Source organism: Klebsiella sp. A-Nf5 (assembly GCF_002810545.1).
GTDB classification, from domain to species: domain Bacteria; phylum Pseudomonadota; class Gammaproteobacteria; order Enterobacterales; family Enterobacteriaceae; genus Klebsiella; species Klebsiella variicola.
The window spans coordinates 41,216-54,142 of record NZ_PIOG01000027.1 but is presented as its reverse complement, the minus strand read 5'-3'; the positions used below and the strand labels follow the sequence as shown (position 1 = coordinate 54,142).

General features: G+C 56.0%; 12 protein-coding genes and 1 other annotated feature (1 of these 13 running past the window's edge). Of the genes, 8 read left to right on the top strand and 4 right to left on the bottom strand.

All coding sequences use genetic code 11. The features are described from left to right. Window positions 1-9, bottom strand: a sequence feature (Trp leader region) (it extends 87 nt beyond the left edge of the window). Between the two features lie 159 nt (window positions 10-168). Together rnm and CWM53_RS02610 are read left to right on the top strand one after the other, a co-directional pair. Next, on the top strand, window positions 169-1,032 hold the full coding sequence (rnm, locus tag CWM53_RS02615; RefSeq protein ID WP_061154911.1) for an RNase RNM: 864 nt from the start codon (window positions 169-171) through the stop codon (window positions 1,030-1,032). A gap of 16 nt (window positions 1,033-1,048) precedes the next feature. Next, window positions 1,049-1,669: an L-threonylcarbamoyladenylate synthase gene (locus CWM53_RS02610; protein ID WP_100729918.1), complete on the top strand. Its 621-nt coding sequence runs from the start codon at window positions 1,049-1,051 to the stop codon at window positions 1,667-1,669. Window positions 1,670-1,690: 21 nt separating this feature from the next. Here CWM53_RS02610 and CWM53_RS02605 read toward each other — a convergent pair whose 3' ends face one another. Next, window positions 1,691-2,599: a DMT family transporter gene (locus CWM53_RS02605; protein ID WP_100729917.1), complete on the bottom strand. Its 909-nt coding sequence runs from the start codon at window positions 2,597-2,599 to the stop codon at window positions 1,691-1,693. 111 nt (window positions 2,600-2,710) lie between these two features. On the opposite strand from CWM53_RS02605, the gene gcvA reads away from it, so the two are divergent. Continuing rightward, window positions 2,711-3,610: a transcriptional regulator GcvA gene (gene gcvA, locus CWM53_RS02600; RefSeq protein ID WP_100729962.1), complete on the top strand. Its 900-nt coding sequence runs from the start codon at window positions 2,711-2,713 to the stop codon at window positions 3,608-3,610. A 281-nt stretch (window positions 3,611-3,891) separates the two neighbouring features. Then, a complete protein-coding gene (gene rluB / locus CWM53_RS02595) occupies window positions 3,892-4,794 on the top strand; it encodes a 23S rRNA pseudouridine(2605) synthase RluB (protein WP_008807781.1) in 903 nt (300 codons plus the stop codon). 60 nt (window positions 4,795-4,854) lie between these two features. Here rluB and cobO read toward each other — a convergent pair whose 3' ends face one another. Together cobO and CWM53_RS02585 are read right to left on the bottom strand one after the other, a co-directional pair. Continuing rightward, window positions 4,855-5,445 carry a cob(I)yrinic acid a,c-diamide adenosyltransferase gene (gene cobO, locus CWM53_RS02590; RefSeq protein WP_002901749.1) on the bottom strand — a complete coding sequence of 197 codons (591 nt, stop codon included), beginning with the start codon at window positions 5,443-5,445 and terminating at the stop codon, window positions 4,855-4,857. Beyond that, window positions 5,442-6,203: a YciK family oxidoreductase gene (locus CWM53_RS02585; RefSeq protein WP_074386106.1), complete on the bottom strand. Its 762-nt coding sequence runs from the start codon at window positions 6,201-6,203 to the stop codon at window positions 5,442-5,444. The genes cobO and CWM53_RS02585 overlap by 4 nt, the downstream gene beginning before the upstream one ends. 255 nt (window positions 6,204-6,458) lie before the next feature. On the opposite strand from CWM53_RS02585, the gene sohB reads away from it, so the two are divergent. Next, window positions 6,459-7,505, top strand: coding sequence for a protease SohB (sohB, locus tag CWM53_RS02575; protein ID WP_100729961.1), 1,047 nt, complete (start codon window positions 6,459-6,461; stop codon window positions 7,503-7,505). Window positions 7,506-7,551: 46 nt separating this feature from the next. Here sohB and CWM53_RS02570 read toward each other — a convergent pair whose 3' ends face one another. After that, window positions 7,552-7,803 carry a YciN family protein gene (locus CWM53_RS02570; protein ID WP_002901761.1) on the bottom strand — a complete coding sequence of 84 codons (252 nt, stop codon included), beginning with the start codon at window positions 7,801-7,803 and terminating at the stop codon, window positions 7,552-7,554. Window positions 7,804-8,209: 406 nt separating this feature from the next. Here CWM53_RS02570 and topA point away from each other — a divergent pair, with 406 nt between their 5' ends. From topA to CWM53_RS02550, 3 genes are all read left to right on the top strand, one after another. Then, complete coding sequence (gene topA, locus CWM53_RS02560) at window positions 8,210-10,807, top strand: type I DNA topoisomerase (RefSeq protein ID WP_008807785.1); 2,598 nt, start codon at window positions 8,210-8,212, stop codon at window positions 10,805-10,807. A gap of 342 nt (window positions 10,808-11,149) precedes the next feature. After that, the gene (gene cysB, locus CWM53_RS02555; RefSeq protein ID WP_008807786.1) at window positions 11,150-12,124 is read left to right on the top strand and encodes an HTH-type transcriptional regulator CysB; all 975 of its coding nucleotides are present in this window, start codon (window positions 11,150-11,152) and stop codon (window positions 12,122-12,124) included. A 245-nt stretch (window positions 12,125-12,369) separates the two neighbouring features. Then, window positions 12,370-12,537 carry a YmiA family putative membrane protein gene (locus CWM53_RS02550; protein ID WP_002901776.1) on the top strand — a complete coding sequence of 56 codons (168 nt, stop codon included), beginning with the start codon at window positions 12,370-12,372 and terminating at the stop codon, window positions 12,535-12,537. The last annotated feature ends 390 nt before the right edge of the window (window positions 12,538-12,927 follow it).

The window sequence follows — 12,927 nt, the reverse complement described above, 5'->3', positions numbered from 1 at the left end:
CCAGCTGTGCAGAGTGATAACATACGTTTTCATCGTGATACCCCTTCATGTGAACTTGCGTACTAGTTAACTAGTTCGATGGAATAAAGTCAACCCTTGTTTGCAGATTTTCTCTGCCTGTCGGTATGATAATGCGCTTATTTACGTTGATGTCCAGCAGGAGTCCTTTTGAGCGACAGCCAATACGCAGTGATTTACGATCTGCACAGCCACACCACCGCCTCTGATGGGCGGTTGACTCCGCAGGAACTGGTCCATCGCGCCCATGAGATGCGCGTTGGCACTCTGGCGATCACCGACCATGACAGCGTGGCGGCGATCCCGGCCGCCCGGGAAGAGATCGCCCGCGCCGGATTACCCTTAACGCTGGTAAACGGCGTCGAGATTTCGACGCTCTGGGAGAATCACGAAATACATATCGTGGGTCTGAATATTGATATTGCGCACCCGACGATGACCGCGCTGCTGGAGGAGCAGAAAGCGCGACGCCAGCTGCGGGGACAAATGATTGCCGAACGCCTGGAGAAGGCGCGGATCCCTGGCGCCTGGGAAGCGGCGCTGCGGCTGGCGGACGGTGGCGCCGTCACCCGCGGCCATTTTGCCCGTTTTCTGGTGGAGGCCGGCCATGCGAAAAACATGGCGGAAGTCTTCAAAAAATACCTTGCCCGCGGGAAAACCGGTTACGTGCCGCCGCAGTGGTGTACAATAAAACAAGCGATTGATGTCATTCATCATTCTGGCGGCAAGGCGGTGATAGCCCATCCCGGGCGCTACGATCTCTCCGCCAAGTGGTTGAAGCGGCTGTTGGCCCACTTTAGCGAGCAGGGCGGTGATGCCATGGAAGTGGCCCAGTGTCAGCAGGCGCCCCATGAACGCGCCCAGCTGGCCACCCTGGCCGTGCAGTTTGGTCTTCTGGCGTCACAGGGATCCGATTTTCATCAGCCCTGTGCGTGGATCGAGCTTGGCCGTAAGCTCTGGCTTCCTGCCGGCGTGGAAGGCGTCTGGCACAGCTGGGAAGCGGCCGCCGAATAAAAATTGAGAGGGAAGTATGAGCCAGTTTTTTTATATCCATCCGGATAACCCGCAGGCGCGGTTGATTAACCAGTCGGTGGAGATTGTGCGTAAGGGCGGGGTGATCGTTTATCCTACCGACTCCGGCTACGCCCTGGGCTGCAAAATTGAAGATAAGGGTGCGATGGAGCGGATCTGCCGTATCCGTCAGTTGCCGGACGGCCACAACTTTACCCTGATGTGCCGCGATCTGTCCGAGCTGTCAACCTACGCTTTTGTAGACAACGTGGCGTTTCGTCTGATGAAAAACAACACGCCGGGCAACTACACCTTTATCCTCAAGGGGACCAAAGAAGTGCCGCGCCGGCTGCTGCAGGAGAAACGTAAAACCATCGGCATGCGCGTCCCGTCTAACCCCATTGCTCAGGCGTTGCTCGAGACTTTAGGCGAACCGATGCTGTCCACGTCGCTGATGCTGCCCGGCAGCGACTTTACCGAGTCCGACCCGGAAGAGATCAAAGATCGTCTGGAGAAAGTGGTGGACCTCATCATTCACGGCGGCTTCCTTGGGCAGCAGCCGACCACGGTTATTGACCTGACGGAAGATACTCCGGTGGTGCTGCGCGAAGGCGTCGGCGACGTGAAGCCTTTCCTCTGATCGTCCTCGTCGGGCGGTGGATCATGCTCCGCCCGACACCCCGCGTTTCCTTCCTGACGGGACGACAATCAACCACAGCGCCAGACCGATCAGCAGTGCGCCGAGAATCAGCTCTTTTTGTATGGCTTCTCCGAGGCACAAATAGCCCCACAGCGCCGCAAAAGGTGGGATCAAAAAGGTCACCGACAGCGAACGCAGCGGTCCTATATCAGCAATCAGGCGAAAATAGAGAATATACCCTGCTGCTGTACAGACCACGCCCAGCATGACTATCGCTATCCACGGCAGGCTCTGCCGCCAGTCTATGACCGGACCATACCAGCCTGACCAGAGAAAGAAAGGCAACAGAAACAGCGTGGCGCCGACCTGGCTGCCCAACGCAACGCGCTCAGCCTCAAGGCCGCCCCGCTGCTGGATCCAGCGGCGGGTCAGAAAGCCGGCCAGACCGTAACAAGCGGTCGCGATCAGGCAGGCCCCGATCCCTGGCAGCAGGAGGGCGGCGCTGAGGCTGGAGGTTGGGCGCGCAATGACTGCCACGCCAATGGCGCCCAGTAACGCGCCGCCGCCTTTGCGCAGGGTTAACGGTTCTGCAAAGCATAACGCGCCGATAAGCATTCCCATCATCGGCGCCGTGGCGTTGAGCGTGGCGGAGTACCCTGCCGGCAGCCACTGTGCGGCAAGGCAGTACATCAGAAAAGGAAGGCCTGAATTAATGACCCCCAGCTTCAGAGTGGATATGAATTTTCCCTGATACCCGCTCCATTTACCCTGCACGCCGAGTAACAGCCCTAGCGCGAGAGCGGCGAACAGTACGCGAAGAAAAGCGCTGTTCATCGCCCCGAAGGCCGGGGTGGTGATGCGCATAAACAAAAAGCTGGCACCCCACAGAGCGGCGAGTAGCAGCAGGCGGCCATAGTCGATAACACGCATGATTGACTCCTTGTAGTCACGAAGGAAGTCAACTGTAGAACTCACGTGCAGCGTCCGACAAACGCGTTATGCTTACATGATTAAGTTATTCTTAACTGAGATGCCATGTTGATGAAACTTCCACCGCTGAATGCGCTGCGCTGCTTTGAAGCGGCGGCACGGCTGCTCAGTCTGAAGCAGGCCGCCAGTGAGCTTTGCGTTACGCCCAGCGCCGTCAGCCAGCAAATTGCCCGCCTCGAGGAAGCGCTAAATACCCCGCTTTTTATTCGTACTCCCCGACAGTTACAGTTAACGGAGGTAGGGGAGATCTACCTGCGGGCCGTTCAGCCCGCGTTTCTCCAGATAGCCGCCGCCACTCATCGCCTGCAGGTGCCCGCGGGGCCTGAAAAGGTGACACTCAGCTGTACCAGCGGTTTCGCCATTCAGTGGCTGTTGCCACGGCTGGCTGATTTTGAACGACGCTATCCGCAGATTGAGATCCAGATTGGCGCCACCAACCGGCGAGTAGATTTGCTGAGTGAAGGGATCGATTTTGCCGTGCGTCATGGTGTCGGCGGCTGGCCGGAACTGCAGGCTTACCGCCTGCTGGATGACGACCTTATCCCGGTCTGCAGTCCGCAACTGATTGCTCCGCGCCGGACCCTCATCGATGTGAGCGAGCTGCTACAGTATCCGCTGTTGCACGATGAACATCGTGAAGACTGGGCGCTGTGGTGTGAGGCCGTGGGGCTGGAGCCGCACCGCGCGCGCCGCGGCCCGGTGTTCACTGATTCCAACGGCGTGACGGAGGCGGCGTTCGCCGGTATGGGGATGGCATTACTACGACGTTCATTCATAGCGCCTGCGCTGACGCAGGGGCGGCTGATTAATCCTCTGGCTCAGCCCATCGCTTGTCCGCTGGCCTATCATCTGGTTTACCACGAGACCGCGCTGCTGGCGCCTGCCAACCGCTGTTTTCGCGACTGGCTGCTCGACCAGCGCCCGGCAGTTGTGGAGGAGGGCGCGCAGTGAGGGGAGCTCACTGTCCGGTAAAGACCTCCATACGTGAATGTGCACAGGAGAATGAGGAAAATCTGTTCCATACTCAAGGCGCGATGCGGCGAACAGAAGCTTTCCCGACGAAGTTAGTGTAGTATGTTTGGCCACGATTACGGGCTCGCGGTGAATGTTTTGCGCATGCTAGCGAGACTTTACGTAAAAAGTATATACGTAACAATGAGTTGTTGATACAGGCCTCATTGTTTCATAAAGCATACCAGACGCCTGGGAAGGCGACACCTTAAGGAAGCTCAATGAGCGAGAAACTGCAAAAAGTGCTGGCCCGCGCCGGCCACGGCTCCCGCCGTGAAATTGAAGCGAAAATCGAAGCTGGCCGCGTCAGCGTCGACGGAAAAATCGCCACCCTCGGCGATCGTGTAGAAATCGTCCCCGGTTTAAAAATTCGTATCGATGGTCATCTGATCTCGGTGAAAGAGTCTGCTGAGCAGATCTGTCGCGTGCTGGCTTACTATAAGCCGGAAGGCGAGCTGTGCACCCGTAACGATCCGGAAGGGCGCCCGACGGTGTTTGATCGTCTGCCAAAACTGCGCGGCGCGCGCTGGATTGCCGTTGGCCGTCTGGACGTGAACACCTGCGGCCTGCTGCTGTTCACCACCGATGGCGAACTGGCAAACCGCCTGATGCATCCGAGCCGTGAAGTCGAGCGTGAGTACGCCGTTCGCGTTTTCGGCCAGGTGGATGATGATAAGCTGCGTCAGCTGTCTCGCGGCGTGCAGTTAGAAGATGGTCCGGCAGCATTTAAAACCATCAAATTCACCGGCGGTGAAGGGATTAACCAGTGGTACAACGTCACCCTGACCGAAGGGCGTAACCGCGAAGTGCGTCGCCTGTGGGAAGCGGTCGGTGTGCAGGTCAGCCGCCTGATCCGCGTGCGCTACGGCGATATTCTGCTGCCGAAAGGCCTGCCGCGCGGCGGCTATACCGAACTGGACCTGGCGCAGACCAACTACCTGCGTGAGCTGGTGGAGCTGACGCCGGAAACCAGTTCTAAAGTTGCCGTCGAGAAAGACCGTCGCCGGATGAAAGCCAATCAGATCCGGCGGGCGGTGAAGCGTCACAGCCAGACCAGCGCTAACCCGCGCCAGGGTAACAACAGCAACCGTCGTTCCAGTACTCGCAATAAGACCAACGGTTAATGTTGTGCGTTCCGGTGGCTTGCCGCCGGAACGCGTACTGCCTTCCGCCGTATCAGGCCCTCAGTAGTCAATTCCCATCTGCGCTTTAATCCCGGCATCAAACGCATGCTTGACCGGACGCAGTTCGCTGACGGTATCCGCCAGTTCAATAATATCGCGATGGCAGCCGCGGCCGGTAATGATCACCGACTGATGGGCAGGACGCTCACGCAGGGCGCTCAGCACCGACTCCAGCGGCAGGTAATCGTACGCCACCATGTAAGTCAGTTCATCCAGCAGCACCAGATCGAGCTGGTCGTCAGCAAGCATACGGCGGGCATGCTCCCAGACCGCCAGACAGGCGGCGGTGTCGCTGTCGCGGTCCTGGGTGTTCCAGGTGAAGCCTGTCGCCATCACCTGAAATTCGACGCCGTGGGGTTCCAGCAGGTTACGCTCACCGTTAGGCCAGGTCCCCTTGATAAACTGGATCACGCCGACCTTTTTACCGTGGCCGACGGCGCGGGTCGCGGTGCCAAAGGCGGCGGTGGTTTTGCCTTTGCCGTTGCCGGTAAAGACCATCACAATGCCGCGTTCGTCCTGGGCTGCCGCCACCCGGGCGTCAACTTTATCTTTCAGCCGCTGCTGGCGTTCGCGGTAGCGTTCATCACTCATTGGGCAATTCCTGGCTTACGGCCCGGTTGGGCGTCAAAGGTCATTCCCGTCTTGCGGCGACTGTCGTCACCCATCAGCCACAGATAGACGGGCATGATGTCAGCGGGGGTCTTCAGTTTTAGCGGATCTTCCGTCGGGAAGGCGCTGGCGCGCATCCCGGTGCGGGTGCCGCCGGGGTTGATGCAGTTCACCCGCAGATGGCGGCTTTGGTACTCGTCGGCCAGCACCTGCATCATTCCTTCGGTGGCGAATTTGGAGACCGCATAGGCGCCCCAGTTGGCGCGACCCTGACGGCCGACGCTGGACGAAGTGAAGACCAGCGAGCCCGCATCCGAACGGAGTAATAAAGGAAGAAGCGCCTGGGTCAGCATAAAAGTGCCATTGACGTTCACCTGCATCACCTGCTGCCAGACCTCCGGCTTCTGCTCGTCCATAGGGCAGATGTCGCCGAGCAGGCCGGCGTTGTGCAGCACGCCGTCAAGACGGGGATAGTGCATGCTTATCTGCTGCGCCAGCTGCTGGCACTCCTGTGGTGTGCAGGTTAGCAGGTCGAGAGTAAACCAGCGGGCGGGAAGGCCGCCCTCGCGTTCAATCTCCTGGGCGACGGCGCGCAGTTTTTCGTCGTTGCGGCCAAGCAGGATCACGCTGGCGCTATAGCGCGCGTAGGTTAGGGCCGCTTCACGACCAATCCCGTCGCTGGCGCCGGTGACCAGGATGATGCGATCTTTCAGCAAGTGGCGTTGCGGTTGATAATGCACGGCGACTCCTTGGGCGATCGGTTCCCGATCGCGCTTCATCTTTGGTATCTCACTTTTGCGCTGTTATGCCTGAAAGCGCTCGCCATTGCAATCGGCGAAGCGGAAACTATTCAGAAAATTAATATCTTGCAACGATTTCAACCTCGCTGAAAAAAAACGGAATCCGCTGCGCACAAGACACAAAGCACAAAGACTTCTCGCCAGGGGCTGATGTACACTGTGCAGCAACGTCAGTGCTTTACACAAGGTGAAAACGTGGAATTACTTGCTCAGTACGGCTTATTTTTAGCCAAGATCGCGACGGTTGTCGTCGCTATCGCGGTGATTGCCGCTATTATCGTCAACCTGGCCCAGCGCAAGAAGCAACGCGGCGAGCTGCGGGTGACCAATCTTAGCGAGCATTATAAAGAGATGAAGGAATCACTGGCGGTGGCGCTGCTGGACGGGCCACAGCAGAAGCAGTGGCATAAGGCGCAGAAAAAAAAGCAAAAACAAGAGGCGAAGGCCGCGAAAGCGCGGGCGAAGCTGGGTAATGTGGAGCCGGAAGGCAAGCCGCGCGCCTGGGTGCTGGATTTCAAAGGCAGCATGGATGCCCATGAGGTCAACAGCCTGCGGGAAGAGATCACGGCGGTACTGGCGGCGGCGAAAGCGCGTGACCAGGTGGTGATTCGTCTGGAAAGCCCCGGCGGGGTGGTGCACGGTTACGGGCTGGCAGCCTCTCAGCTGCAGCGGTTGCGCGACAAACAGATCCCGCTGACGGTGGCGGTTGACAAAGTGGCGGCCAGCGGCGGCTATATGATGGCTTGCGTGGCGAACAAAATTGTGTCGGCGCCGTTTGCGATCCTTGGCTCCATTGGCGTGGTGGCGCAGATCCCTAACCTCCATCGCTTCCTGAAGAACAAAGATATTGATATCGAACTGCACACCGCTGGTCAGTACAAGCGAACCCTCACTATGCTGGGTGAAAATACCGAAGAAGGGCGGCGCAAGTTCCGTGAGGATCTCAATGAGACGCACCATCTGTTCAAGGATTTCGTCCATCGGATGCGTCCGGGACTTGATATTGAGCAGGTAGCTACCGGCGAGCACTGGTACGGGGTGCAGGCGCTGGAAAAAGGGCTGGTGGATGCGGTTGAAACCAGCGATGAGCTGTTGCTGGGGCTCATGGAGAGCCACGAGGTGATCGGGGTGCATTATCAACAGCGTAAGAAAATGCTCGACCGCTTCACCGGCAGCGCCGCGGAGAGCGCCGATCGACTTCTGCTGCGCTGGTGGCAGCGCGGTCAGAAACCGCTGATGTAAACAACATAACGCGAGGCCAGGCCTCGCGTTATCGTTTCCACTGGCCTTAATCGACCAGGTGATACTTGTCCGACAGCTCGTGGGCGAGGTACTTAAACATGTTAAATACCGCCGTACTCTTCGGCGTCGGTAAACCTTGCTCGTCAAGATAAAACTCACCGCTAAACACCAGGACATTATTGCGCTGAACGACGTCGGTGGCTTCGATACCGGCTAACGTATCCTCATGTTCGCGAATAAGTTTGTTGGCTTTTTCGAGCAGCGTCTGGCGATCGATAGGTTGGGTTGTACCTTGCATAACGGACTCCTCTTTTTCTCCGCGCGTAGTTTACGCCGTGCGGCGGCGTGGGGCAAATTTTCCATGGACAAATCAGGGGTAATCGTAACCAGTGGAGAAACAGCCGTTTACTGGCGGGATTCGCTTTTGCATGCTAATAAAGTTGCGTAACGAATTTTATCAGGTACAGTGTGACGCTTTCGGCGATCTGGCAACAGATTTGCTTGACATTCGGCCAAAAATTCTTCGTGCTATGTCACCTGACGAAAAAAAGTCAGCAAACTCAAACGCCTGGTTTTACGGAGATGAAACGGGTGTTCAGGGTTGATATTCACCGACGGTGCCGCAACATATGAGGCAGTCGCCAGTGGAGGGTGTATGAATGTGCGATGTATTCCTGGATGAATCAAATTAGGTAAAGGTGAATATGGGTAAAGCTCTCGTTATCGTTGAGTCCCCGGCAAAAGCCAAAACGATCAATAAGTATCTGGGTAATGACTACGTGGTGAAATCCAGCGTCGGTCATATCCGCGATTTGCCGACCAGTGGATCAGCTTCCAAAAAGAGCACCGACTCTACCGCCACCAAAGGGGCTAAAAAGCCTAAAAAGGACGAACGTGGTGCTCTGGTTAACCGCATGGGCGTGGACCCATGGCATGACTGGAATGCGCACTATGAAGTACTTCCGGGTAAAGAAAAGGTAGTTTCAGAACTCAAACAGTTGGCGGAAAAAGCTGACCACATCTATCTCGCAACCGACCTTGACCGCGAAGGGGAAGCCATTGCCTGGCACCTGCGGGAAGTGATCGGCGGTGATGAACAGCGTTACAGCCGCGTGGTGTTCAATGAGATCACCAAAAACGCTATTCGTCAGGCCTTCGAAAAGCCGGGCGAACTGAATATCGATCGGGTTAACGCCCAGCAGGCGCGCCGCTTTATGGACCGCGTGGTGGGCTATATGGTCTCGCCGCTGCTGTGGAAAAAAATTGCCCGTGGTCTTTCTGCCGGGCGCGTGCAGTCCGTTGCGGTCCGCCTGGTGGTGGAACGTGAGCGTGAAATCAAAGCCTTCGTCCCGGAAGAGTACTGGGAAGTTGATGCCAGCACCACCACGCCGGGCGGCGACGCGCTGCCTCTGCAGGTGACCCATAAAGACGATAAGCCGTTCCGTCCGGTCAGCCGTGATGAGACCATGGCGGCGGTATCGCTGCTGGAAAAAGCCAGCTACAGCGTGCTGGAGCGAGAAGACAAGCCGACCAGCAGCAAGCCGGGCGCGCCGTTCATCACCTCCACGCTGCAGCAGGCGGCCAGCACCCGTCTCGGCTTCGGCGTGAAAAAGACCATGATGATGGCTCAACGTCTCTATGAGGCGGGGCACATCACCTATATGCGTACCGACTCCACCAACCTGAGTCAGGACGCGCTGAACATGGTTCGTGGTTATATCAGCGACAACTTTGGCAAAAAATATCTGCCGGAGAGCGCTAACCAGTACGCCAGCAAAGAAAACTCGCAGGAAGCGCACGAAGCGATTCGTCCTTCTGATGTGAGCGTGCTGGCGGAAACGCTGAAAGATATGGAAGCCGATGCGCAGAAGCTCTATCAGCTGATCTGGCGCCAGTTTGTCGCCTGTCAGATGACGCCGGCGCAATACGATTCCACCACGCTGACCGTGGCGGCAGGTGATTTCAAACTGAAAGCGCGCGGTCGTACCTTGCGTTTCGACGGCTGGACCAAAGTGATGCCGGCGCTGCGCAAGGGCGATGAAGACCGGACGCTGCCGGTGGTCAAACAGGGCGACCGCCTGAGTCTGGTGGAGCTGACGCCTGCGCAGCACTTTACCAAGCCGCCGGCGCGCTTCAGCGAAGCTTCGCTGGTCAAAGAGCTGGAAAAACGCGGTATCGGCCGTCCTTCCACTTACGCTTCGATCATCTCGACCATTCAGGATCGCGGCTACGTGCGGGTGGAAAACCGTCGTTTCTACGCGGAGAAAATGGGTGAAATCGTCACCGATCGGCTGGAAGAAAACTTCCGCGATCTGATGAACTACGACTTCACCGCGCAGATGGAAGATCGTCTCGACCAGGTGGCCAACCACCAGGCCGAATGGAAAGAGGTGCTGAACCACTTCTTCGGCGATTTTACCACTCAGCTGGAGACCGCTGAGAAAGATCCGGAAGAGGGCGGCATGCAGCCGAATCCGATGGTGCTTACCAGCATCGACTGCCCGACCTGTGGACGTAAAATGGGGATCCGTACTGCCAGTACCGGCGTTTTCCTCGGCTGTTCGGGCTATGCTCTGCCGCCGAAAGAGCGTTGCAAAACCACCATCAACCTGGTGCCGGAAAACGAAGTCCTCAACGTGCTGGAAGGCGATGACGCGGAAACCAACGCGCTGCGTGCCAAACGTCGCTGTCAGAAGTGCGGGACGGCAATGGACAGCTACCTTATCGATCCCAAGCGTAAACTGCACGTCTGTGGTAATAACCCGACCTGCGACGGCTATGAGATTGAAGAGGGCGAATTCCGCATCAAGGGCTATGACGGTCCGGTAGTAGAGTGCGAGAAGTGCGGTTCTGAAATGCACCTGAAAATGGGGCGTTTCGGCAAGTACATGGCCTGTACCAACGACGAGTGTAAAAACACGCGTAAGATCCTGCGCAATGGCGAAGTGGCTCCGCCGAAGGAAGATCCGGTGCCGCTGCCGGAGCTGCCGTGCGAGAAGTCTGATGCATACTTCGTGTTGCGCGACGGGGCGGCGGGTGTCTTCCTGGCGGCCAACACCTTCCCGAAATCACGGGAAACGCGTGCGCCGCTGGTGGAAGAGCTGTACCGCTTCCGCGATCGTCTGCCGGAAAAACTGCGCTATCTCGCCGATGCGCCGCAGCAGGATCCGGAAGGTAATAAAACGCTGGTGCGCTTTAGCCGTAAAACGAAACAGCAGTACGTGGCTTCCGAAAAAGAGGGCAAAGCGACCGGCTGGTCAGCCTTCTTTATCGACGGTAAATGGACTGAAGCCAAGAAGTAATTGTGCATGACCTGGCAGGAAAAGCGCGCTTTTCCTGCTCTAACGACCGGCAGAAGAAGTGGATGCTTCTGCCGCATCGTTTCCCCTTCTGGATCGGCTTTTCTTCCCCTTATAACCACCTATATTATTTTTCGTTAGTATCTATACACTGTTGATATAAATGATATAGTGGTTATAGTTAATCCCTTTTTTATTATTAAAACGTCTTATACATCATCGCTTTCAGGATGCGTTGCGGCGCCACTATGGCCAACTGCCGGGAGGCCGGGCCTCACGGTCGACAAGTTGCCTGAACGTAAAGTGTATTAAGCGGCTTCATTTTACGCGCAAACGGATATCAGCATGAAACTACAACAGCTTCGCTACATCGTTGAGGTGGTGAACCATAACCTGAATGTTTCATCCACCGCCGAAGGGCTTTATACCTCCCAGCCGGGCATCAGTAAGCAGGTCCGCATGCTGGAAGATGAGCTGGGCATCCAGATCTTTGCCCGCAGCGGCAAACATTTAACCCAGGTGACGCCTGCCGGGCAGGAGATCATCCGTATCGCCCGCGAGGTGTTGTCGAAAGTCGATGCGATCAAATCTGTCGCCGGGGAGCATACCTGGCCTGATAAAGGGTCGTTATATGTGGCGACGACCCATACTCAAGCGCGCTATGCGTTACCGGGGGTGATCAAGGGCTTTATTGAACGCTACCCGCGCGTGTCGCTGCATATGCATCAGGGCTCGCCAACCCAGATTGCCGAAGCCGTATCGAAAGGCAATGCCGACTTCGCCATCGCCACCGAGGCGCTGCATCTGTATGACGATCTGGTGATGTTGCCATGCTATCACTGGAACCGGTCGATTGTGGTGACGCCTGAGCATCCACTGGCCGCGAAGGGCTCGGTTTCCATTGAAGAGCTGGCGCAGTACCCGCTGGTGACCTATACCTTTGGCTTTACCGGTCGTTCGGAACTGGATACCGCGTTTAACCGTGCGGGCCTGACGCCGCGCATTGTCTTTACCGCCACTGACGCCGACGTCATCAAAACCTATGTTCGTCTGGGCCTTGGGGTAGGGGTGATTGCCAGCATGGCGGTCGATCCGGTCTCTGACCCTGATCTGGTGAAGCTGGATGCGAACGGTATATTCAGCCACAGCACCACCAAAATTGGTTTCCGCCGTAGCACGTTCTTACGAAGCTACATGTATGATTTTATTCAACGTTTTGCACCCCATCTGACCCGGGATGTCGTGGATACCGCGGTGGCTTTGCGGTCGAATGAAGATATTGAAGCGATGTTTAAAGATATAAAACTTCCGGAAAAATAACCCTTAAAAAAATAATGGCATTCCCTGTGGGGAGTGCCATTGACTATCATGGTCCCAATTTAACATCTTAAACCTCGAACCAATCACAAAATTAGTAATTTCTGGCAACACGTTTGTCATTATGCCCGCCGCGATCAAATAACCGGTTAAATATATTCCATCAGGCCTAAATTCACTGGATTAATCTTTTATCCATAATTAAGATTTATCTGTACCTGATGATTTGAGCAATTGGTGGTGACAATATGATAAGTAATATCGATTACATGAAACTGGCGATGTCATACGAGAATGACAAAACCGAAATCGATCCCGTTCTGCGTAGTCGCGTATGGGGCGTAGTGTTGGTAGGGCTGGCGATGTTCTGGAGCATCATCGCGCTTACCATCTGCAACATCTGGATTGTCAGCTAAAGCTGTAGGTCATCGTTGTAGATACATGTCATTTTTATGACAGTGAAAGGAAACGGTAATATAAGATCAGTGACCGGCAATACAGGGAGAATATATTTTGCCGCTGGATTCATCCACTCTGAAATCACTCACAAGAGCTAATCATAGCCTGCTGGCCGATTAGCTCTTTTTTTGTCCTCGTGTACTAATACAATATCGGCTTAATCGTCGCTTCTGCACTATTTTGGTGCTATTTCTCCGATTCCAGGATAATTCCCGAATAATCACTCTCGCCATCTGCGCATTTAGCAATTTGGGTTGTTATCAAAGTGTTATGCTCTGCATGTGTTATCTTTAATGGAGACCCTGAGGAGAATCGGGGTATGCCATCCCTGAGATAAAGGAGGAGCT